Annotated in this window: 18 protein-coding genes; 9 read left to right on the forward strand and 9 right to left on the reverse strand. The window is 64.0% G+C overall.

The genetic code is table 11. From position 1 onward, the window contains the following. Positions 1-127 precede the first annotated feature (127 nt). The 5 genes from CDV44_RS10105 (at position 128) to CDV44_RS10125 (ending at position 6,939) form a co-directional block, all read left to right on the forward strand. Positions 128-1,567 carry a 3-oxoacyl-ACP reductase gene (locus CDV44_RS10105; RefSeq protein ID WP_087687890.1) on the forward strand — a complete coding sequence of 480 codons (1,440 nt, stop codon included), beginning with the start codon at positions 128-130 and terminating at the stop codon, positions 1,565-1,567. A gap of 2 nt (positions 1,568-1,569) precedes the next feature. Next, positions 1,570-2,826 (forward strand): MaoC/PaaZ C-terminal domain-containing protein, encoded by a 1,257-nt coding sequence (locus CDV44_RS10110; protein ID WP_249277484.1) that lies wholly within the window; start codon positions 1,570-1,572, stop codon positions 2,824-2,826. Next, entirely contained in the window at positions 2,823-4,142 is a 1,320-nt protein-coding gene (locus CDV44_RS10115) for an acetyl-CoA C-acetyltransferase (RefSeq protein WP_087687891.1), read from the forward strand. Before CDV44_RS10110 ends, CDV44_RS10115 begins: the two co-directional genes overlap by 4 nt. Before the next feature lie 35 nt (positions 4,143-4,177). Continuing rightward, positions 4,178-5,947, forward strand: a complete 1,770-nt coding sequence (locus tag CDV44_RS10120; protein ID WP_087687892.1) for an AMP-binding protein — start codon at positions 4,178-4,180, stop codon at positions 5,945-5,947. 101 nt (positions 5,948-6,048) lie between these two features. Next, a complete protein-coding gene (locus tag CDV44_RS10125; protein ID WP_249277485.1) occupies positions 6,049-6,939 on the forward strand; it encodes a DUF1571 domain-containing protein in 891 nt (296 codons plus the stop codon). Between the two features lie 174 nt (positions 6,940-7,113). Here the strand turns inward: CDV44_RS10125 and minE are convergent, their stop codons facing one another. The 3 genes from minE to minC are packed head-to-tail and all read right to left on the reverse strand — an operon-like array spanning position 7,114 to position 9,018. After that, complete coding sequence (gene minE, locus CDV44_RS10130; protein ID WP_058378334.1) at positions 7,114-7,368, reverse strand: cell division topological specificity factor MinE; 255 nt, start codon at positions 7,366-7,368, stop codon at positions 7,114-7,116. Positions 7,369-7,379: 11 nt separating this feature from the next. Next, complete coding sequence (minD, locus tag CDV44_RS10135) at positions 7,380-8,195, reverse strand: septum site-determining protein MinD (protein ID WP_058378333.1); 816 nt, start codon at positions 8,193-8,195, stop codon at positions 7,380-7,382. 43 nt (positions 8,196-8,238) lie between these two features. Continuing rightward, complete coding sequence (minC, locus tag CDV44_RS10140) at positions 8,239-9,018, reverse strand: septum site-determining protein MinC (protein ID WP_087687893.1); 780 nt, start codon at positions 9,016-9,018, stop codon at positions 8,239-8,241. 352 nt (positions 9,019-9,370) lie between these two features. On the opposite strand from minC, the gene CDV44_RS10145 reads away from it, so the two are divergent. Beyond that, a complete protein-coding gene (locus CDV44_RS10145) occupies positions 9,371-9,559 on the forward strand; it encodes a hypothetical protein (RefSeq protein ID WP_058378331.1) in 189 nt (62 codons plus the stop codon). A gap of 497 nt (positions 9,560-10,056) precedes the next feature. Here CDV44_RS10145 and CDV44_RS10150 read toward each other — a convergent pair whose 3' ends face one another. Continuing rightward, on the reverse strand, positions 10,057-10,848 hold the full coding sequence (locus tag CDV44_RS10150) for an SDR family NAD(P)-dependent oxidoreductase (protein ID WP_087687894.1): 792 nt from the start codon (positions 10,846-10,848) through the stop codon (positions 10,057-10,059). A 74-nt stretch (positions 10,849-10,922) separates the two neighbouring features. Next, positions 10,923-11,636: an SDR family oxidoreductase gene (locus CDV44_RS10155; RefSeq protein WP_087687895.1), complete on the reverse strand. Its 714-nt coding sequence runs from the start codon at positions 11,634-11,636 to the stop codon at positions 10,923-10,925. Between the two features lie 163 nt (positions 11,637-11,799). Here CDV44_RS10155 and CDV44_RS10160 point away from each other — a divergent pair, with 163 nt between their 5' ends. Further along, the gene (locus CDV44_RS10160; RefSeq protein WP_087687896.1) at positions 11,800-12,705 is read left to right on the forward strand and encodes a LysR family transcriptional regulator; all 906 of its coding nucleotides are present in this window, start codon (positions 11,800-11,802) and stop codon (positions 12,703-12,705) included. A gap of 58 nt (positions 12,706-12,763) precedes the next feature. Here the strand turns inward: CDV44_RS10160 and CDV44_RS10165 are convergent, their stop codons facing one another. Continuing rightward, positions 12,764-13,360: a TetR/AcrR family transcriptional regulator gene (locus tag CDV44_RS10165; RefSeq protein WP_087687897.1), complete on the reverse strand. Its 597-nt coding sequence runs from the start codon at positions 13,358-13,360 to the stop codon at positions 12,764-12,766. A gap of 230 nt (positions 13,361-13,590) precedes the next feature. Here CDV44_RS10165 and CDV44_RS10170 point away from each other — a divergent pair, with 230 nt between their 5' ends. Further along, positions 13,591-14,310: an SDR family oxidoreductase gene (locus tag CDV44_RS10170; protein WP_087687898.1), complete on the forward strand. Its 720-nt coding sequence runs from the start codon at positions 13,591-13,593 to the stop codon at positions 14,308-14,310. Positions 14,311-14,411: 101 nt separating this feature from the next. On the opposite strand, the gene CDV44_RS10175 is transcribed toward CDV44_RS10170, so the two are convergent. From CDV44_RS10175 to CDV44_RS10185, 3 genes are all read right to left on the reverse strand, one after another. After that, on the reverse strand, positions 14,412-15,320 hold the full coding sequence (locus tag CDV44_RS10175; protein WP_087688010.1) for a recombination-associated protein RdgC: 909 nt from the start codon (positions 15,318-15,320) through the stop codon (positions 14,412-14,414). A gap of 72 nt (positions 15,321-15,392) precedes the next feature. Then, the gene (locus CDV44_RS10180; RefSeq protein WP_087687899.1) at positions 15,393-15,860 is read right to left on the reverse strand and encodes a DUF1854 domain-containing protein; all 468 of its coding nucleotides are present in this window, start codon (positions 15,858-15,860) and stop codon (positions 15,393-15,395) included. A gap of 17 nt (positions 15,861-15,877) precedes the next feature. Next, positions 15,878-18,307, reverse strand: coding sequence for an ABC transporter ATP-binding protein (locus CDV44_RS10185; RefSeq protein ID WP_087687900.1), 2,430 nt, complete (start codon positions 18,305-18,307; stop codon positions 15,878-15,880). Between the two features lie 295 nt (positions 18,308-18,602). Here CDV44_RS10185 and cphA point away from each other — a divergent pair, with 295 nt between their 5' ends. Further along, positions 18,603-21,248 (forward strand): cyanophycin synthetase, encoded by a 2,646-nt coding sequence (cphA, locus tag CDV44_RS10190; protein WP_087687901.1) that lies wholly within the window; start codon positions 18,603-18,605, stop codon positions 21,246-21,248. Positions 21,249-21,301: the final 53 nt, after the last annotated feature.

Consider the following 21,301-nt stretch of genomic DNA (forward strand, 5'->3'; position numbering starts at 1 on the left):
TTGCAGGCTTGTGCAATGGCACTGTGGAACCGATGCGTCGATGCCTCAACGTAGCCACATATCGACGCCTCACCGCACCGACGCCCCCGAAAGACGCTGACCAACATCGCCAAAGGATCTTAGCGCCGTGACGACGTCCGACCGATACCTCGCCTTTGCCAACTCCGCTGTGGGCAGCAAGCTAGCCAATGCGCTTGGGCTGCCCCGCCCTGTTCCGCTTGAGCGCATGCCCGCCTACGGCGAACCCGATGCCGACGCCTCGGCGCACGCCATCTCGCCGCCACTGGCCGTTGTGGGTGGCGCGGGCGATGCGCCGTTGTTACCCACGCTCGCGCGCGAATTGCACTGGCTGGGCGTGCCGAGCCTCGCGCATGCCGATCGACTCGACTGGATTGCGCGCGCCAATCAGGCCGGCACCATGAGCGGGCGTTTCAATCCGGCCGAGGGTGTGCGTCCGAAAGCCCTGATCTTCGACGCCAGCGCGATCGCCAGCACCGATGAGCTCACCTCGCTCTACACCGTCTTCCACGACACCCTCGCCTCGCTGGATCGCTGCGCGCGCGTGCTCGTGTTCGGACTGCCACCGCATCTTGCCGCGACACCGCAAGCCAGCACCGCCCAGCGCGCGCTCGAAGGCTTCGTCCGCTCACTGGCAAAGGAACTCAAACGCGGCGCCACCGCGCAGTTGCTCTACGTCGCGCCAGCCGCCCGCGAGTCGCTGCACTCGACGCTTCGCTTCTTCCTCTCGCCACGCGCGGCGTACGTCAGCGGTCAGGTCGCCACTTTGCAAGACCCCGTCTTCGACACGCCACCCATGCGCGACCAGCGTCCGCTCTCGGGGCAGACCGCCGTCGTCACCGGCGCCGCGCGCGGTATCGGGGAGGCCATTGCGACCGTGCTGGCCCGCGACGGCGCGCATGTCGTGTGCGTCGACATCCCCTCGGCGCAGGAAGCCCTGAGCGCCGTCGCCACAAGGTTAGGCGGCAGTCCGCTGAGTTGCGACATCGCCGCGCCGGACGCCGCAGCCATCCTCAGGGCGCATCTGGCCGTCGTCGCCCCGGCAGGCCTCGACATCCTCGTGCACAACGCCGGCATCACGCGCGACAAAACGCTTGCCCGCATGAGCGAAGCGCAATGGCAGAGCGTGCTCGACATCAACGTCGGCGCACCGCAGCGCCTGAACGCTGCGCTACTGGAAGCTGGCACGTTGCGCGAGCGGGCCCGCATTGTCGGCGTGGCGTCGATCAGCGGCATTGCGGGCAACCGTGGCCAGACGAATTACGCCGCGTCGAAGGCGGCCGTCATCGGCATGGTTGAGGCGTGGGCGCCTTTGCTTGCAGAACGGCACATGAGCATCAACGCCGTTGCGCCCGGATTTATCGAAACCCAGATGACCGCCGCCGTACCGTTCGCAATTCGCGAAGCCGGCCGGCGTATGAATTCGCTGGGGCAAGGCGGTCAGCCGGTCGACGTTGCCGAGACCATCGCGTGGCTGGCCCATCCGGCATCGGGGGCGCTGACCGGACAGGTCGTGCGCGTGTGTGGCCAAAGTCTGCTGGGAGCGTGACGATGCCGGACGACCATTTGTCATCGCAAGACGCGGTAGCTGCGGCGGATGTCCCCGCCGAGTCGGCCACTTCATCACGAGCGCAGGCAGGCAGCGGCGCCGGCGGCACCCCGCCTGACACTTCCGCTGCGCGCGTCGGGGCGTCCCCCGGCCATGGCTCGCCGTCACAAATCACGCCGGCGACGCTGTGGTCCGCCATCTGGCCCGACACGCCGCCTGCGCGGGAGGTCCGCCACGTCACCCGCCCGCCGTCGCCGCTGATGCTCTATCTGCGCGCGCTGGGCTCGTCGCGAAAGCCCGCCCGCCCACAACCGATGCCGTCGATTGCCTTCGAGCGCCGCGATGTGCGGCTCGACGCCGACGACATCGCGCGCTACGCGAGCCTCTGCGGGTTTTCGCCCGCACACGGCGTGCCGCCCACGTGGCCGCATCTGCTCGCGTTCGCCCAGCACATGCTGCTGATGACCGACCGCGCGTTTCCGTTCGCCATGCTCGGCATGGTGCATCTGGCGAACCACAACCGTCAGTTCGCCCGCTTGTCGGTCGGCGATCGTCTCGATCTGCACGTGCAGTGCGGCGCGCTGTACGCGCACGATAAGGGCCAGGTGTTCACGGTGCTGACGACCGCGCGCCGCGACGGCAATATTGTCTGGACGGGCGAAAGCCTCTACCTGCGCACCGGCGTCAAAGACCCGCTCGGTGCAACGTATCGAAGCGAACTCCGCGCAGATGCGACGCTGGTGACTTCTGAGAAATTTTTGGCGCCTGCTGATCTCGGCCGCCGCTACGCGCGAGTCTCCGGCGACTACAACCCGATTCACCTGTGGCCGCTGACCGCGAAACTGTTCGGCTTCGAGCGACCGATCATCCACGGCATGTGGAGTTTTGCGCGCTCGCTCGCCACCGTATTGCCCGCGCAGGCAGGCGACCAACTCGACCTGCTGGTGGAGTTCAAGACACCCTTGCGGCTGCCCGGTGAAGCCACGCTCTGGCGTGAGCGCAGCACCGCCACCAAATGGGTCAGCGCGCTCGATACGCCCCACTCGGCGGGCAATGTGTTCGAACTGCGCGACGCCACCGGCACCGTGCCGCATCTACGCGGACGCTGGCAGTCGTTCGACGCGGCACCCACGACAGCACACACAGAGAGCACAACGGACGCAGCGGAAGCAGCAGACGCAGCAGACGCATCAAACACCGCCGCCACCAGCCTTCCCCCGACTTCCCCGACCGCATCGCTAACCCCGGACCGTTCATGAGCGCCTTCAAACCCACCGCGCCTGCCCCTGCCTTGCGCCGCGTCGCGATTCTCGGCGGCAACCGCATCCCGTTTGCGCGTTCGAACACTGCGTACGCGACCGCCTCGAATCAGGACATGCTCACCGCTGCCATTCAGGGCCTCGTCGACCGCTTCTCGCTGCATGGTCAAACGCTTGGTGAAGTGGCCGCCGGCGCCGTGCTCAAGCACGCCCGCGACTTCAACCTGACGCGCGAATCGGTACTCTCCACCACGCTTGCGCCACAAACCCCGGCCTACGACGTGCAGCAAGCCTGCGGCACCGGGCTGGAGACAGCGATCCTCACCGGCAACAAGATCGCGCTGGGTCAGATCGACGTGGCCATTGCGGGCGGCGTCGATACCGCGTCCGACGCCCCTATCGGCGTGAACGAGCAGTTGCGCAAGATTCTGCTGGAAGCGAATCGTCAGCGCAGCACCGGCGGCAAGCTCGGGGCATTTGCCAAAGTGCGCCCGGGCATGTTGTTCAGCCCCTCGCTGCCTCGCAACGGCGAGCCGCGCACGGGTCTGTCGATGGGTGAACACTGCGAGTTGATGGCCAAACGCTGGCAGATCGAACGCGCGGCGCAGGACGCGCTCACGCTGGCGAGCCATGAGCATCTGGCCGAAGCGTACGAACGCGGCTTCTTCCTCGATCTGATGACGCCGTTCCGCAACTTGCAACGCGACAACAATCTGCGTCCCGACCTGACGCTGGAAAAACTCGAAAGCCTCAAGCCGGTCTTCGACCGCAGCGCGACAGGCACGCTGACCGCCGGCAACTCCACGCCACTCACCGATGGCGCGTCATGCGTGCTGCTGGCCAGTGAAGACTGGGCGCGCGCGCACGACATTCCGGTACTCGCCTATCTCACGTATTCGCAAACCGCCGCCGTCGACTTCTTCAACCCCGACGAAAGCCAACGCGAAGGCCTGCTGATGGCCCCGGCCTATGCCGTCCCGCGCATGCTGGCGCAAGCCGGACTCACGCTTCAGGACTTCGATTTCTACGAGATTCACGAAGCCTTCGCCGCGCAGGTGCTCTGCACCCTCAAGGCGTGGGAAGACCCGCAGTACTGCCGCGACAAGCTCGGCCTCGCAGCGCCGCTCGGCAGCATCGACCGTCAGCGGCTCAACGTGAATGGCAGTTCGCTCGCCTGCGGCCATCCGTTTGCGGCAACCGGCGGACGCATTCTGGCTACGCTCGCCAAGCTGCTCGCGCAGCGCGGTGGCGGGCGCGGGTTGATTTCGATCTGTGCCGCCGGCGGTCAGGGCGTGGTCGCGATTCTGGAGCGCTGAGCGAGGTAGGAGACAACCTCTGGGAGGAGGAGACGATGGACCAAGCTGTGCAACAAGACCGCGAAGACCGCGTGTGGCTGAACACCTATCCGGCAGGCGTACCGGCGGAAATCGATGTCACGCGCTACGAATCGCTCGTGCAGGCTTTCGACGAGTGGATCGGCAAGTACCGTGAACGCGCCGCGTTCGTGAGCCTCGGCAGCGACATCACCTATGCACAGGTGGAAAAGCAGGCGCGTGCGTTTGCCGCGTGGCTGCAATCGCGAGGCGTGCGCAAGGGCGACCGTGTGGCGCTGATGATGCCCAACTGCCTCCAGTACCCGATCTGCCTGTTCGGCACGCTGATCGCCGGTGCCGTCGTCGTGAACGTCAACCCGCTTTACACCGTGCGCGAACTCTCGCACCAATTGCGCGACAGCGGTGCGCGCACGATTGTGGTGTTCGAGAATTTCGCGAAGACGTTGCAGGCATCACTCCCCGGCACTGAAGTGCGCGATGTCGTCATCACGCAGATCGGCGACCTGCTCGGCGAGGGGCTGAATGCCAAGGGCCGCCTCGTGAACTTCATCATGCGGCGCGTGGCGAAACAAGTGCCGCCGTACGATCTGCCGCAAGCCATCTCCCTCAAGCATGCACTGGCCGAAGGCGCCAAGGCACGCACCGCACAGCGGCTCACCCCGGTGCCGCTGACCCGCGACGATCTGGCCTTTCTGCAATACACCGGAGGCACGACCGGGCTCGCGAAAGGCGCGATGCTCACGCACGGCAACGTGCTCGCCAACCTGCTGCAAGCCGAAGCGTGGATTGCCGATCAGCTCACCGACGAGATTGAGACGAACCTGTCGCTGCTGCCGATGTATCACATCTTTTCGCTGACCGTGAACTGCCTGATGTTCATGAGTCTGGGCGGGCGCAACATCCTGATTGCCAACCCGCGCGATGTGAAGAAGGTTGTGTACATCATTCGCAACGAGACGTTTTCCGGCGTGGCGGGCGTCAACACGCTGTTCAACGGACTGCTCGAAGACGAAGGATTCCGCGCCCGCGATTTCTCAAAGCTCAAGCTCTCGCTCGCGGGCGGCATGGCGACACAACGCGCGATTGCCGAGCGCTGGAAGCAGGTCACCGGCAAGCCGATCATCGAGGGCTACGGCCTTACGGAATGCTCGCCGATCGTCACGATGAATCCGATCGATCTCGCCCACATCGACGACATGGAATTCTCCGGTTCCATCGGCCTGCCTGCACCGTCGACCGACGTACGCTTCAAACGCGACGACGGCACGTGGGCCGATCTCGGCGAGCCGGGGGAGCTTTGCGTGCGCGGGCCGCAGGTCATGCGCGGCTACTGGCAGCGTCCCGAAGATACGGCGAAGACCTTCGACGCCGACGGCTGGCTGCTGACCGGCGATATCGGCGTGATGGACCCGAACGGGTTCGTGCGGCTCATCGATCGCAAGAAAGACATGATTCTCGTCTCGGGCTTCAACGTCTATCCCAACGAGATCGAGGACGTCGTGGCGCTGCACCCCGGCGTGCGCGAGGCCGCCGTCGTCGGCGTGCCCGACCCGGTGGCCGGCGAGCGCGTGAAGCTCGTCGTGGTCGCCAAGGACTCTCAACTCACGGCCGAGGCACTGCTCGCCCACTGCCGCGAGCACCTGACCGCTTACAAGGTGCCGCGCATCGTTGAATTCCGTCAGGGCGAACTGCCCAAGACGACCGTCGGCAAGATCCTGCGGCGCGAACTGCGCGAGCCGGGACCGGCCGAGGCCACGCCTGCGGCGCCCCCACCCCCGCACGCATGACCGGTGTCGCGCGGCGCACGCAGGCAACCCCTGCGTACGCCGCGCGGCCTGCCCTGTGTCATCTCGGCACAGGCTACCGTCGATTCAGGGAGACAAAACCCATGTCCACGTTTCACGCCCCCCGCTTGCGGCTGGGCACTGCCCTCGCACCGCTTGCGATTGCCATTGGCATGCTCACCGCGCCCCACATCAACGCACAGACCAGCGATGCGGACGTCGCCAAACTCGCCGCGATGCCCGTCGCACAGCAAACGCAATGGCTCTCGCAAACCATCAAGAGCGGCGAACTCGCGAAGATGAGCGACGACGCCATCGTCGCCGGCATGCAGGCGCTCAACCCCGAAGCCCTCGTGCGTTTTCTCAAAGCCGAGTCGGCCGCGATGCCCGAGTACCAATACGAGCTGACGCGACACGAACGCATCAACAACCAATGGCAAACCACGCCCGACCGCATGCTCGTGAAAATTCGCGAGAAGCCCTTGCAGATCTATACCAAGTGGCTGCCTGACGGTGCCCACAGCGGTCAGGAAATCATCTACGACGAGAACAAAAATCCCAAAGAGATGTACGGCCATCTGGGCGGCATTCTCGGATTCACGTCGATCTGGAGCAGCATTGACGGCACACTGGCGCGCTCGCAGTCGAATCACACCGTGCGCGATCTCGGCTTCGGCTTCATCGCGGAGCAGATTGCGCATGATGGCCGCAGCTTCCGCGCCGCAGGGCTGCCGGAGAAGCCCGCTAGAATTTCGGTATCCGAAGTGAATGGCGTGCGCATGCTGGCACTGGAATGGGATGCCCCGTCCGGGCCGCCGCAACACTATGCCAACAAGTCGCGTGTACTCATCGATCTGAAGACGGGGCGCCCGCGCGGCATCGAGGCGTGGGATGCCGCAGGGCAGAAAACGGAGGAAATGCGCTTCGAGAAAGTGCGCAAGGAACAATGGACTGACGCCACCTTCGATCCGAAGAACCCGGACTACAAGTTCTGACCGGGCTGACTGGCCTCGGCCGATACGCGGAAGTCTCGACACACTAACGCGCAAACGCGCAAGCAACGACGAAAGCCCGCCACCCTGCGATAGGGTGGCGGGCTTTCGCTTATCCGGCGATCAGCGGCCCGAGGGCCGCGGGTCAGTGCGTGAGAACCGAAAAACGGCGGACGCTCAGGTCTGCGGCAGTTCGATCTTCACTTCGAGCACTTCCAGGTTGTCCTGGTGCTCGACGCTGACTTTGATGTCGTCTTGGGCGATCTTGACGTACTTGGAGATGACGGCAACCAACTCACGTTGCAGCGCCGGCAGATAATCTGCCGGCGGCGACGAGCCCGAGCGTTCGTGCGCCAGAATAATCTGAAGGCGCTCTTTAGCGACGGAAGCGGTCTTTTTCTTCTCCCCCAGGAGGAAAGACAGGAAGGACATGGGCGCGCTCCTTACTTCGAGCCGAAAATACGCTGCAACAGCCCCGGCTTTTGATAGTCGGTAAAGCGCATGGGCTTGTCTTCGCCCTTGAATCGGCTCACCACGTCGCGATAGGCGTCGGCCACGTCGGTGCCTTCCAGATGGATGGCAGGCGTACCCTGGTTCGACGCGTGCAGTACCGATTCCGACTCCGGAATCACGCCGATCAGCTTGATACGCAGAATCTCCTGAATATCTTCCAGCGACAGCATCTGGCCGTCGCTCACGCGCTTGGGGTTGTAGCGGGTAATCAGCAGGTGCTCCTTGATCGGCTCGCCGCCTTCGATGGCCCGTTTCGTCTTCGACGACAGGATGCCCAGAATGCGGTCCGAATCGCGAACCGACGACACTTCCGGGTTGGTCACCACCAGCGCTTCGTCAGCGAAGTGCATGGCGAGCAGTGCGCCCGATTCGATACCGGCCGGCGAATCGCACACGATGTACTCGAAGCCCATGTCGGTGAGGTCCTTGATGACCTTCTCGACGCCTTCTTGCGTGAGTGCATCCTTATCGCGCGTTTGCGAGGCGGGCAGGATGAACAGGTTCTCGGTCGCCTTGTCCTTGATGAGAGCCTGGTTGAGGTTTGCTTCGCCCTGAATCACATTGATCAGGTCATACACCACGCGGCGCTCGCAACCCATGATGAGATCGAGATTGCGCAGGCCGACGTCGAAATCGATGACTGCCGTCTTGTGCCCCTGCAAGGCGAGGCCGGCGGAAAAGCTGGCGCTGGTTGTCGTCTTGCCGACACCACCCTTGCCAGAGGTCACCACAATCACTTTTGCCATCTGTCGATGCCTTCCCAAACTTGAGGATGAAATTAGCTACGAATCATTTGAGCCCGAGGGGCTCGAAAATCAGTTTGTCGTCTACCAGCCGCACCTGCACCGAGCGCCCCTGAACATCGGGCGGCAGTGCATGTTCGCCGGTACGGTAAATACCGGCGATGGAAATCAGCTCAGGCTCCAGACAGGTACAGAAGATGCGCGCATCAAGCTTGCCCTTCACCCCGGCCAGCGCCCGCCCCCGAAGCGGCGCGTAAATGTGAATATTACCTTCGGCGATCACCTCGGCCCCATAACTGACCAGATCGAGCAAAATCAGATCGCCCTTTGCGTAGACCTGCTGGCCCGAACGCAACGGCTTGTCGATGATGGTCGAGGGGATTGCGGAAGGCTCCGGCAACGTCGCATTTGCCGCATTCGCAACGGCGTGGGCCGCAGCCGCAGACGTCGCGGCGTCGCCGGAAGTCTCGCCCGCCGCGTCGGTCTCGCGCCCATTGCGCGGGGCACGGCGCTCATGACTGTCCAGGCGCGGCAGGCCATCCACCACAGCCCAGTCGGCTTGGTCGGCATTGGCCACCACGCCGATCGGCTTCATCCGGAATTCCGCCAGCATTTCAGCCAGCGCAGGGACGGCGACTCGCTCGGCCCCGGTCAGACGCCGCACGTCGATCGCGACGGTGTCTCCCGCGAAGAACTCCGGGGTGGCTTCGAAACGTTGCGCCAATTCGGTGCGCAGCGTATCCAGTTGCGGCGTCTTGACAACGAAATGCAGGGTATCCACGGCACCGCTGCGTAACTCGAAGTACGGCGTTTTCTTTTGCGGCATGTCAGGTCGATGAGCGCGTTGCTGGCAGCGTGTTGCTGGCAAATTGGGCCATTCTACCGTCCCTCGGCCCCAAGCAAACTCAAAATAAGCGGGCGAACCCCGCGATTTGCGCTGTTTTGGTCACTATTGCACCGCAGCAAATCAATGCATTATGAATACGCTATTGACGTATTGAATGACACACCAGTGTCATCCTGAACGCCTATGCTGGCGGTGGGAAAGTCCACCAAAAGAAATGCTGCATAGCAGCATCGAAAGTGCGAATTCTGTCGCGCAAGTGCCATATTCGTGACCTATCCTTAAAGTCCCTTGAGTTGGGACCCCTGTTGAAACCGTAAACCGGGAGACGAAGATGCTGAGTCATCATGAATTTGCCACCCTGATGTTGGTCAAGGACGCTCCGGAGCAAGTGGAGCTTGACCGCCCGGACCTCGAATCGTTGCTTGATAGCAAACTGATCGAATGGGAAGAGTTGGCGCCGGGTGTGAAGTCCCCGCGCCTCACTGTCCAGGGCAAGTACGTCCTTCAGGCCGTTGCCTGAGCGTCCAGCCAGAAATTAAGGTGTCTAGCAACAGAAAGCCCGCCGAAAGGCGGGCTTTTTATTTGGGTGACATCTGGCGGCTGGTTCCATGCCGCCAGTCAGACGGGTGAATCAACCGTGCCGGATATCACGACGATGACGTCGCCAAGTGGTGTGCCGCGCAGCCGGATGCTCACGGCACCAGTTACGGTCCGCGAGCCAGGCGACGGCAACGCCGACGACCAGCACAATCACCAACATTGCAATCAGGCTCCCTGTAAGCATCGCGGCCTCCTTACTTCGTAATGGCGGGATGGCACGCTTTCATTCTAGGCAATCTCTATCGGGATAGGTACCCAAATGTGATTCGGGTATACCGCTCTCGAGTGCCACAGGGAAATCTGCCGGAGATCCCCCGGCATCATGCAACGTCTTTGCGGCAGCGCAGCAGCGCGTCGTCTGGCCGCTGCCTGACGCGCGCCTGACTGCCGCCTGTCCTGTGCATTCCTACGAATGCATTAGAGCGAATCTACGACACCGCCATCGACACGCAGCGCAGCCCCCGTGGTGGCCGATGCCTGCGGCGATGCAACATACACCACCATGTTCGCCACCTCGGTGGTGCTGGCCGCGCGGCCGATGATCGAACTGGGCCGATGTTCCTGCACGAAGGCTGCGGCCGCCTGCGCCATGTCGGCATCGGCGGGCACGCCGGCCTGATGCAGCATCTCCGCCATGCCATCGGAGAGCGTCGGCCCCGGCAGCACCGCGTTGACCGTCACCCCGGTGCCCCGCATGCGTTTGGCCAGCCCTCGCGATACGGCCAGTTGTGCGGTTTTGGTCATGCCGTAGTGAATCATGTCCTCGGGAATATTCAGTGCGGATTCCGACGAAATAAAGATGACACGCCCCCACTCACGCGATGCCATGCCCGGCAGATAGGCCCGGGAGAGTCGCACTCCCGAGAGCACATTGACGTCATAAAAACGGGTCCAGTCGGCGTCCGGAATCTCGAAGAAGTCCTGCGGCCCGAAGATACCGGCGTTGTTCACGAGGATATCCACGTCGGGCACCTCGGCGACCAGCGCATCGCAGCCACTCGCCGTGGCGAGATCGGCGGCGACACCGCGCACCTGCGCACCGGGCACGGCCTCGCGTAGTTTCGCGACTGCGGCGTCGACGCCCGCTTTCGAGCGGCCATTGACGATCGTCGTCGCACCGGCAGCGGCCAGCCCTTGTGCAATCGCGAACCCGATGCCCGCCGTCGACGCCGTCACCAGCGCCACTTTTTCTTTCAGATCGATATGCATGTCCGAGACTCCAGAGATTTTTCGTTAGGACAACTTGTTAAGCGACGCTGCGCTTGCACCATCACGCGATCACGTCAGGCAATCGCGCCACCCGCATCGATGAGTACCGTCGAACCGGTCGCGCTGGGCGTGCCGGCGAGATACAGAATGCTGTTGGCCACGTCCTCGGCGGCGACCACACGGCGTGCCGGCAGCCGTTGTGCCGCACTGGCGTACATCGCCTCGCGATCCGCTTCCGGCAGCTTGTTCCACAACGGCGTCGCCGTCAGCCCGGGCGAGACGGTGTTCACTCGCACCGGCGAGAGTTCGAGCGCGAGGCCTCGCCCCAGCGCCTCGACGGCCGCATTGATCGCGCCCTGCACGACCGACGACGTGCTCGGGCGCACGCTCAGATAACCGGACGTCAGCGTGAGTGAGCCGCCGTCCCCGATCTTGGCAAAGCGGGCGACGTGAAAAGTGCCCCAGAACTTACTGTCGAACGCGGCGTGCGCATCGGCGAGCGAGAGCTTTCGCACGGCGCCGGTCGGCGTCTGCGCGGCCGAGATCACCACGTGCTGCCACGGCGCGTGATCGGCGAAAAACTGTTCAACGGCCGCCGCATCCCCCGTATCGAGCACCACCGCTCGTGCTGTGGTGCCGATGGTCGCCAACGCTTCGTCGAGCTTGGCCTGATTGCGCGACGCGATCGTGACCGCCGCGCCCGCCTTCGCAAACGCTTGTGCCGCCGCGCGGCCAATACCGGAACTACCGCCAATCACCAGCACGCGCTGGCCTTCGAAATTGAACATGCCGAATCTCCCGAGAATGGAAAAGGACGAAGCAAAGCATGCGTCTGCGCCAGCCTTGGCCTGTCACGCGACGTCATGGACGCATTGTCGTCCTCATTCCAAAAGAAGATAATCCCCGGGAAAACTGAATGACTCTCTTCAAATAATTGAGAATCTGCCGCCGATGATCGATCAGACGCTGGACCTCACCTTGTTCGACCGCATCGTCGCGACGGGCAGCATGTCGGCCGCCGCACGCGAGTTGGGTCTCTCCTTGGCCGTCGTGAGCAAACGGCTCGGCTTGCTTGAGCAGCGCCTCGGCGTGCGTCTGCTGAACCGGACGACGCGACGGCAGGCCCTGACCGAGGAGGGACAGGTCTTTCATGCGTGCTGCCAGCGGATATTGGGAGAGATTGCCGAAACCGAGCGGTTGATGACACGGCAGGCGGGCACCGTGGGCGGCGTCTTGCGCATCAGCGCGCCACGCGCGTTCGGGCGGCGGCATCTCGCGGCACTACTGGTAGCGTTTCGCGAGCGCCATCCCGATCTGAAGGTGCATCTGGAATTGAGCGATCTCTGGGTCGATCTCGTCGCCCACGGCATCGACGTGGCCATTCGCGTAGGCACCCTGCCCGACTCCAGTCTTGTGGCGCAGGAGCTTGCCCCGAACTACCGGGTGCTCGTCGCCTCCCCCGAGTATCTGGCCCGGCGCGGTACACCGCGTGAAGTGGGCGACTTGCAGCAACACGACTGCATCCTGTTCGGCAATGCAGCGCATGGCGACTGGCGGTTTGTGTGGGCGTCGGAAACGCTGCGGGTGCAGGTGCAGAACACCTATGTGGTCGATGACGGCGACACGGCGCACGAGTTGGCGCTGCACGGTGCCGGCATCGCACAGAAATCGATCTGGGATGTGGGCGACGACATCAACGCGGGCCGGCTCGTGCGCGTGCTGCCTGCGCTGCCGATTCCCGCCTCGCCGTTGCATGCGGTGTATCCGCATAGCCGTCATCTGGCCCCGCGCACCCGGGCGTTCGTCGACTTCCTGCGTGATCGCCTGCGAGCGGCGTGGCGTTGGCCGCCGCATTGACGTAGGCCGCCGCTCGCGCCCGCTCGTGCACCCTCTCACGCGCTCTTCATGCAACCCTTCAAGCGCCCTTCGCTCGCCCTGTCAATGCCTGACGTCCGGCCGCCAGCAACGCTTCCGAGAGCACCGGATCCGCGCCTGCGACGGCCCGAGACAGCACCAGCGTGCCGACCATCTGCGAGAAGCGCGCCATCGCGGCTTGTGCAGCGTCTTGCGCGGTCATTCCCTGCGCCAGACCAGCGCCGGTCAGCGTGCCGATGACATCGGCGAGCCCTTGTGCATAGCAGGCTTGCGCTTCCGGGCCGATGCGAGGCGCATCGCCCGCAAATCCGGCCATCGCACAACCGCACGCCACGTCGTCGCGATGCGCGGGCGACAAATAGCGCTCGACGCGTTCTTCCGGCGACATCGCCGCTTGCAACGCCACGTCGCCACCGGCGAGCACCCCGCCCGTCCCCTCGACCGCCCGCGCCAGCACGGCCGCCACCAGCGCGTCCTTCGACTTGAAGTGGTTGTAAAACCCGCCCTGTGTGAAGCCTGCTTCCTTCATCAGTGCCGTCAGGCCGACCGCATCGACACCATGCTCACGAAACAGCCGCTCGGCGGCGGCGACAATGGCCTCGCGGTTCTCCGCGGCCTTTTCTCTCGAAATTCCCATATTGGCTCCTGCGACGCACGACCCACGTCGAACCCGCTAAGGTGGCGACACCAGATCAGCGACATCGCATCAATCGATGCGATCGAAAAAGACAATGTTGATCACCATTGACAAAGTGATGTGCAGCTCGGCACAATGCCTCTCAATGACGATGGCGATCACAATTGTCATGAAGTATAGCTGAAGCCATGCCGCACTGCGCGGCTTACCTACTCCGCTGGAGCGCTGCAATGAACATCAAGGATGCTGTCGTATTTGTGACCGGTGCCAACCGGGGTCTGGGGCTGGAATTTGCCAAACAGGCCCTCGCCCGTGGGGCGAAGAAGGTGTACGCCGGGTCGCGCGATCCGGCCAACGTCACGCTGCCGGGCGTGATTCCCGTCAAGCTCGACGTGACCAACCCCGAGGAAGTCGCCGCTGCCGCGCAACTGGCAGGCGACGTGACGTTGCTCATCAACAATGCAGGCATTGCGCGCGTGACCGAAGGTCTGACACGCCCCGGTGCCGACAAGCTGCTGCGCGACACGTTTGAAACCAATGTCTTTGGCATCCTCTCAACGACGCAGGCGTTCGCCGATACCCTCGGGCGTAACGGCGGCGGCGCGATCCTGAACGTGCTGTCCATCGTCAGTTGGATCAGCTCAAGCGTCATTCCCGAATACGCGATCTCGAAGGCAGCCGCGTGGTCGCTCACCAATGGCACGCGTCTCGCATTGCGCGCCCAGAACACGCAGGTCGTCGGCCTGCATGCGGGCTTCATCGATACCGATCTGACGCGCGGCTTCGACGCCGAAAAACTCTCCCCGGCCGAAGTGGTCCGTCAGGCCTACGACGCCATCGAAGCGGGCGAAGAAGAAGTGAGCGTCGACGAGCGCACGCGCGAAGTGAAGCAGGCGCTCTCGCAGGGCGTCTACCTGATCGATCCGGCGTCGCAAGCGAATCAGGAATAACGCCGGACGGCGGACACGCCAACGAAAAAACGCCGCGCCCCGGTTACCGGGGTCGCGGCGTTTCCTATGTCCTTTCAGACATCAGGCAGCGTCAAATCACCTCACGCAGCCTTATCCATCTCGCGCTCACCGCCCACGGCTTCGATCAGATCGTCGAGCAGTTTGGCAAGCTCACCGGTCATCAGCGCCACATCGGCGTCGAACTTCTCGGCTTCCCCTTCGGCCGTCGGATCGGCGGCGTCCTTGATGATGTCGAGCGGCGTCACGCGTTTGATCGCGAACGCATCGGTGAGCACGAAAGAGATGCGCTCGTTCCACGTCATCGCCAGCTTCGTGCAGCGCTTGCCGGCTTCGATGTGCTGACGCACGTCGGCACCGTCGAGCGGGTGACGCACGTAGCGCACGGCGGCCTTCTCATCCGTATTCGAGCGCAGTTCAACGTCCTGATCGACGGTGAAGCCGCCCGGCGCTTCATTGCCGGCCAGCCAGGAGGTCATCACGGCGACCGGGGCTTCGTTGAGTTCCACGTTCTCGAGCGTGATGTCGAGCGTCTTGAGCAGCAGGCTGCGCACTTCATCGGCCTTGGCGGGCGATGCAGCGTCGATCACGAGCCAGCGGTTGACCGGATCGATCCACACGCGCGTGTCGCGACGAATGCCGAACGCACGCGGCAGCAATTCGTCGGTGACCTGCTCCTTGAGCTCTTTCATCTGCTTGCGGCCCGGCTTGAAGCCTTGCTGCTCTTCAAGCTCGACGGCCTTGGCGCGCGTGACCTGATTGACGACGGTCGACGGCAGCAGTTTCTTTTCGGCGCGATAGGCCAGCAGAAACTGACGATTGATGCTGTGAACGAGCTCACCGCCTTCACGCGGCGGGGCCCAGCCCTGCACTTGCATTTCGAGGCTGCCGCCCTCGCGGAACGCGTGCTTCTCGAGCGCGTCTTCCATTTGCGCGACGCTCATGGACCAACCGGCAGGAATTCGGTGCAACTGAAGATTCTTGAACCACATCGGCATCACCGCAAAAAGCAAAAGCGCGATTTTACCAGTGACGCGATGGGCGGCGCGACCGATCTTCGAAAATCAAAGGAATCGGTCGAGAATTTTCCGGCTCGGCTTGTCGAGATTGCCCGAATCGCGAATCAGAAAGTGAATGCCGTGGCTGTCCGTGATGAGCAGCGTCTGACCGCCGAGACGGCGGATGTCTTCTTCGCCGCGCAGCACGAACGACGCTTCGCCGCGATTCGTCTCCACGGTCCACGTGCTGGGCGTGGCAAACGTCGACACGCCCTTGATGCGATGCACTTCCGGCATGAATTCGCGTGTGGCGAGTTCTTCGCGCACCAGCGTCTGCATGCTCACCGGCAGCACGTCGAGCGAGTCGAGCCAGACGAGCTCACGCCCTTCCGTACTCACCAGCGCCAGCCCGTCGTCGGGGGCAGCAATCGGAAACGCGCGCACGGGCACCACGCCTTCGTGCGCGACGCCGTCGGCATCCGTCAGGACCAACCGGCCAAAAACATTACGCGACAGGGTGAAATCGATCTGCATGACTATCCTCGCGTCGATCAGTTGGCCGAGAGCGGCTGTGCCGGCGCGGCGGTCACGGCGGCAATCGCGGCGGCGGCTTCGGCGGTGTCGACGGCATCGTCGATATCCGTATCGACGTTACGTTGCTGCGCCTGATACAGCTTGTAGTAGGCACCTTCGCGGGCAATCAACTCGTCGTGGTTGCCCACTTCGACGATCTTGCCGCGATCGAGCACCACAAGGCGGTCAGCCTTGCGCAGCGTCGAGAGGCGGTGCGCAATGGCAATCGTCGTGCGGCCTTGCACGAGGTTGTCGAGCGCTTTCTGAATTTCCTTCTCGGTGGCCGTATCGACGGACGAGGTGGCCTCATCGAGAATCAGGATGCGCGGGTCGATCAGCAGCGCGCGTGCAATCGAAATACGCTGACGCTCGCCGCCCGACAGTGCCTGTCCGCGCTCGCCGACGAGCGAGTCGTAACCATGCGGCAAACGCAGAATGAACTCATGCGCATGCGCGGCCCGAGCGGCAGCTACCACCTCGGCACGCGTGGCGTTCGGCTTGCCGTAGGCGATGTTATCGGCAATGGTGCCGAAGAACAGGAACGGCTCCTGCAACACCAACCCCACGTTGCGGCGGAATTCCGAAACCGGCAGCGCACGAATATCCACGCCGTCGATCTGGATCGAGCCTTCGGCCACATCGTAGAAGCGGCAGATCAGGTTCACGAGCGTGCTCTTGCCCGACCCGCTGTGGCCAACGAGACCGATCATCTCTCCCGGCGCGATGCGCAAGTCCATGCCGCGAATCACCGAACGGTTGCCGTAGCGGAAGCCGATATCGCGCAGATCAATGGCGCCCTTCACTTCCTTCAGATGCACCGGGTTGACCGGCTCCGGCACATTCGACACGTGATCGAGCACGTCGAAGATGCGCTTGGCACCGGCGGCGGCCTTCTGCGTGACCGACACGATGCGGCTCATCGAATCGAGACGCGTATAGAAACGGCTGATGTACGTGAGGAATGCCGCCAACACCCCGACCGTGATCTCGTGCTTCGAGATCTGCCAGATGCCGAAGATCCACACCACCAGCAGACCGACTTCGGTCAGGAACGTGACCGTCGGCGAGAACAGCGACCACACGCGGTTCACGCGGTCGTTGACGACGAGGTTATGGCGGTTGGCTTCCTTGAAACGCGCGACTTCGCGGTTTTCCTGCGCGAAGGCCTTGACCACGCGAATGCCCGGAATCGTATCGGCCAGCACGTTGGTGATTTCCGCCCAGATCCGGTCGACCTTCTCGAAACCGTGACGCAGACGGTCGCGCACCAGATGGATCAGCCATGCGATAAACGGCAGCGGCACGAGCGTGACCACGGCCAGCCACGGGTTGATCGACACAAGAATGACCGCCGTCATGACGATCATCAGCACGTCGGTGGCGAAGTCCAGCAGGTGCAGCGACAGGAACACGCAGATGCGGTCGCTCTCCGAGCCGATACGCGCCATCAGATCGCCCGTGCGCTTGCCGCCGAAATACTCCAGCGACAGACGCAGCAAGTGGGAATACGTCTCCGTGCGCAGGTCGGCGCCGATGCGCTCCGACACCTTGGCGAGCAGATACGTCCGCGCCCAGCCCAGCAACCAGGCCACGAGGCCTGCGCCGAGCAGCCCCGACAAATACATTCCCACCAGGTGGTAATCGATGGGCTGACCGTTCTGGAACGGGATCAGCACGTTGTCCATGAGCGGCATCGTCAGATACGGCGGGATCAACGTGGCGCCGGTGCCGCATAGCGTGAGCAAGAAGCCCGCGAGCAACTGAAAGCGGTACGGCCGGGCAAAGCGCCACAGGCGCAGCAATGCCCATGTCGACGGTGGGGCTTCCGTTTCCGGGTTGCACTGCGGACACTCGTCGACGCCGGCCGGCAGCTCGGCCTGACAGATGGGGCACGTGCCGACTTCCACCACTTCGTCGGCCAGCACCCGGCCAGCGGCAGCGGCCACGGCGATATCGCGCATGCGCACCACGGCGTCCATCAGTTGCAACGCAGCCGGGTTATGACCCAGCGTGTACCGCCAGCTCGCGAGCTTCTGGCGGGCGTCGCACAGTTCCAGCGACCCCACGCCTGCATGATCGGTATGCGTGAGCACCAGATCCTCGCGGTACGGCCACGACTGCCAGCCCCCGGCATGGGCCGAGGCCCCGCCGGCGGTCGCCTCGCGCGCCAGAATCCGGCGATCGGTCACCACGACCACGCCTCGCGCAAAGTGCAGATGCGCGTCGAGATCGACCGTCAGCCAGGCGAGTACGGCTTCCCCATCGGCCAGTTGTGCGGCGGCGTCCGGGTACCAGGACTCGGCGGTGGCATTGCGAACACCGGAAAACGGAGCAGACGAGGTGGTAGCGGCGGAAGACGGGCCACTGTCGGATGAAGCGGTGGGACTGGCGGCGGAAGTGTCGGTCATTGCTGCGGCGAGCGTGTCCTCAAGGGGCGGACATCGGTGCAAACGAAGAGAAATCGACGCGAACTTTCCCTGTCAGCCCGCGAATTTGCCGCAAGTATAACCACAGCGACGCCTTTTGCGGCGGGGAGTTCCCCGATGACACACCGCAACATTGAAATATTGTTGCGCCGGTCAACCGTTTCCGCGATCTCACGTTAAGTAACCAGTTAACTGTACAAGCGCGACCGGCTGTGCCGCCCGAAATCGGCCTCGCCGGCTTCACCGAATCCAGCCTTGACGCGTGAATTAGCCTTAGATGAAAAAGAAAGACATTGAGATTTTCGATGTCCTGTCGCTGCGCGGCCCGAATATGTGGACATATCGGCCGGTGCTTGAGGCATGGGTCGATATCGGCGAACTCGAGGAGTTCCCGTCCAACAAGATCCCGGGGTTCCCCGAGCGGCTGTCCGAGTGGCTGCCGACCCTCATCGAGCACCGATGCAGCATCGGTGAGCGCGGCGGCTTCCTGCAACGCCTGCGCGAAGGTACGTGGCCCGGCCACATCCTCGAACACGTCACGCTCGAATTGCAGAACCTCGCCGGCATGCCCGGCGGCTTCGGCAAGGCCCGTGAAACCCCGATCAGCGGTGTTTACAAGGTGATCGTGCGCGCCTGGCACGAAGACGTGACCCGCGCCGCGCTGTTCGCCGCCCGCGATCTGGTCATGGCCGCCATCGAAGACCGCCCGTACGACGTCGAAGCCGCCGTCGAAATGCTGCGCGGTCTGGTCGACAAGCACTGCCTGGGACCGAGCACCGCCTGCATCGTCGATGCAGCCGACGACCGCGACATCCCGCATCTGCGTCTGTCCGACGGCAATCTGGTGCAACTGGGTTACGGTGCCGCCGCCCGCCGCATCTGGACTGCCGAGACCGACCGCACCCCCGCCATCGCCGAAAGCATCTCGCGCGACAAGGACCTGACCAAGCAACTGCTCGAATCGTGCGGCGTGCCCGTACCGGAAGGCCGTCTGGTCGAGAGCGCCGACGACGCCTGGGAAGCCGCTGAAGACATCGGCCTGCCCGTCGTGGTCAAGCCGTACGACGGCAACCATGGCCGCGGCGTGTTCATCAATCTCACCACGCGAGACGAAGTCACCACGGCGTTCGACGTCGCCCTCGAAGAAGGCAACGGCGTGATCGTCGAGCGCTTCGTACAAGGGCTGGAGCACCGCCTGCTGGTGGTGGGCGGCCGTGTGGTCGCTGCCGCCATGGGCGAAATGGCCTCGGTGGTCGGCGACGGCAAACACACCGTCTCGGAACTCATCGAGCTGCAAATCAATAGCGATCCGCGTCGCGGCAGCGCTGAAGACCAGCCGCTCAACCGCGTGCGGATCGACTCGTCGGCCCGGCTGGAACTCAAGCGCCAGGGCTTCGACGCCGATTCGGTACCGCCCGAAGGCAAGAACGTCCTGATCCAGCGCAACGGCAACGTGGCGTTCGACGTCACCGACCGTGTGCACCCGAGCGTGGCTGCCCATGCGTCGCTGGCGGCGCGCATCGTCGGGCTGGACATCGCCGGCGTCGATCTGGTCGCGGAAGACATCTCCCGCCCGCTCGCCGACCAACGCGGTGCCATCGTGGAAGTCAACGCGGGCCCCGGCCTGCTGATGCACCTGAAGCCGGCCTCGGGCGAAGCCCGTCCGGTCGGCCGTGCCATCGTCGACCACCTGTTCCCGCAAGGCGATGCCGGCCGCATTCCGGTCGTGGGCATCACCGGCACCAACGGCAAGACCGTGGTCGGCCGCCTGCTCACGCATCTGCTGCAACTGGCCGGTGAGCACACCGGTCTGGCGTGCAGCGACGGCCTGTTCCTCGACAAGCGCCTCGTGCAAAGCGGCGACCGCGCCAACTGGGACGCCGCTCACCGCGTGCTGATGAACGCCAGCGTGACCGCTGCCGTGTTCGAGAACGACAGCGGCGCGATCCTCTCCGAAGGCCTCGCCTACGACCGTTGCCAAGTCGGCATCGTCACCAACATCGACCGCCCGGACCATCTGGGCCAGTACTTCGTCGAAGACGTCGACCGCATGTACAACGTGCTGCGCACGCAAATCGACGTGGTGCTGCCGGAAGGCGTCGCCGTGCTCAACGCGCGTGACCCGCTCGTGGTCGAAATGGCCGAGCTGTGCGACGGCGACGTGATCTTCTTCGGTCTGGACGAACAACTGCCGGCCATCGTGGCGCATCGCGCCGCAGGCAAGCGCGCCGTGTTCGTGCGCGACGGGCGCGTGGTGCTCGCCACCGGCGCTGAAGAAACCGTCGTGGCCGCCACCGCCGACATGCCGCTGACCTATGCGGGCCGTGTCGCCTTCCAGGTCGAGAACGTGCTGGCCGCCGTGGCCGCAGCATGGTCGATGGGCGTGAAGCTCGACATCCTGCGCGCTGGCGTGACGACGTTCGACGTCGGTCAGGTCGATGCCCCGGGCCGCTTCACCGTGTTCGAAAAGCAAGGCGCGACCGTGGTCGTCGACGACGCGCACAACGCCCCGGCGCTGACCGCGCTGGCGGCGGCACTGGCGACGTTGCCGGCCGAGCGCCGCGTTGCCGTCTACGGCCCGGGCCTCGACCGCATGGACGAAGACCTGCAAGCCGAAGGCAAGCTGCTGGCCGAGATGTTCGACCGCGTGGTGCTGTGCGACGACCTGAGCGTGTCGCGCAAGCGTGCGTTGCCCGAGTCGCGTGCGCAACTGCGTGCGGGTATCGACGCAGGCATCGACGCCGCAGGCAAGAAGGTGCAGGTGGTGGATGCCGGTGAGCGCCGCAGCGCCGCCGAGGAAGCCCTTGCGCAACTCGTGCCGGGCGACGTGCTGGTGCTGCAAGCCGATGAAGGCGGCGCAACGGCCATGCTCGACCTCGTGCACTTGTGGATGGGTCAGCCGATCCGTGCGCTGGCAGCCTGATCGCCAAAAGCATTGAAGACAGGCGGCGTTCGGGGAAGTCAAACGTCGCCTGA

It is taken from the genome of Pandoraea sp. PE-S2R-1, assembly GCF_002179865.1.
Taxonomy (GTDB): domain Bacteria; phylum Pseudomonadota; class Gammaproteobacteria; order Burkholderiales; family Burkholderiaceae; genus Pandoraea.

What these genes read in the sequence shown, in the direction of transcription:
- CDV44_RS10110 (WP_249277484.1), top strand. Translation starts at nt 1,570, where the DNA reads ATGCCGGACGACCATTTGTCATCGCAAGACGCGGTAGCTGCGGCGGAT.
- CDV44_RS10115 (WP_087687891.1), top strand. Translation starts at nt 2,823, where the DNA reads ATGAGCGCCTTCAAACCCACCGCGCCTGCCCCTGCCTTGCGCCGCGTC.
- CDV44_RS10120 (WP_087687892.1), top strand. Translation starts at nt 4,178, where the DNA reads ATGGACCAAGCTGTGCAACAAGACCGCGAAGACCGCGTGTGGCTGAAC.
- CDV44_RS10125 (WP_249277485.1), top strand. Translation starts at nt 6,049, where the DNA reads ATGTCCACGTTTCACGCCCCCCGCTTGCGGCTGGGCACTGCCCTCGCA.
- minE (WP_058378334.1), bottom strand. Translation starts at nt 7,368, where the DNA reads ATGTCCTTCCTGTCTTTCCTCCTGGGGGAGAAGAAAAAGACCGCTTCC.
- minD (WP_058378333.1), bottom strand. Translation starts at nt 8,195, where the DNA reads ATGGCAAAAGTGATTGTGGTGACCTCTGGCAAGGGTGGTGTCGGCAAG.
- minC (WP_087687893.1), bottom strand. Translation starts at nt 9,018, where the DNA reads ATGCCGCAAAAGAAAACGCCGTACTTCGAGTTACGCAGCGGTGCCGTG.
- CDV44_RS10145 (WP_058378331.1), top strand. Translation starts at nt 9,371, where the DNA reads ATGCTGAGTCATCATGAATTTGCCACCCTGATGTTGGTCAAGGACGCT.
- CDV44_RS10150 (WP_087687894.1), bottom strand. Translation starts at nt 10,848, where the DNA reads ATGCATATCGATCTGAAAGAAAAAGTGGCGCTGGTGACGGCGTCGACG.
- CDV44_RS10155 (WP_087687895.1), bottom strand. Translation starts at nt 11,636, where the DNA reads ATGTTCAATTTCGAAGGCCAGCGCGTGCTGGTGATTGGCGGTAGTTCC.
- CDV44_RS10160 (WP_087687896.1), top strand. Translation starts at nt 11,800, where the DNA reads ATGATCGATCAGACGCTGGACCTCACCTTGTTCGACCGCATCGTCGCG.
- CDV44_RS10165 (WP_087687897.1), bottom strand. Translation starts at nt 13,360, where the DNA reads ATGGGAATTTCGAGAGAAAAGGCCGCGGAGAACCGCGAGGCCATTGTC.
- CDV44_RS10170 (WP_087687898.1), top strand. Translation starts at nt 13,591, where the DNA reads ATGAACATCAAGGATGCTGTCGTATTTGTGACCGGTGCCAACCGGGGT.
- CDV44_RS10175 (WP_087688010.1), bottom strand. Translation starts at nt 15,320, where the DNA reads ATGTGGTTCAAGAATCTTCAGTTGCACCGAATTCCTGCCGGTTGGTCC.
- CDV44_RS10180 (WP_087687899.1), bottom strand. Translation starts at nt 15,860, where the DNA reads ATGCAGATCGATTTCACCCTGTCGCGTAATGTTTTTGGCCGGTTGGTC.
- CDV44_RS10185 (WP_087687900.1), bottom strand. Translation starts at nt 18,307, where the DNA reads ATGACCGACACTTCCGCCGCCAGTCCCACCGCTTCATCCGACAGTGGC.
- cphA (WP_087687901.1), top strand. Translation starts at nt 18,603, where the DNA reads ATGAAAAAGAAAGACATTGAGATTTTCGATGTCCTGTCGCTGCGCGGC.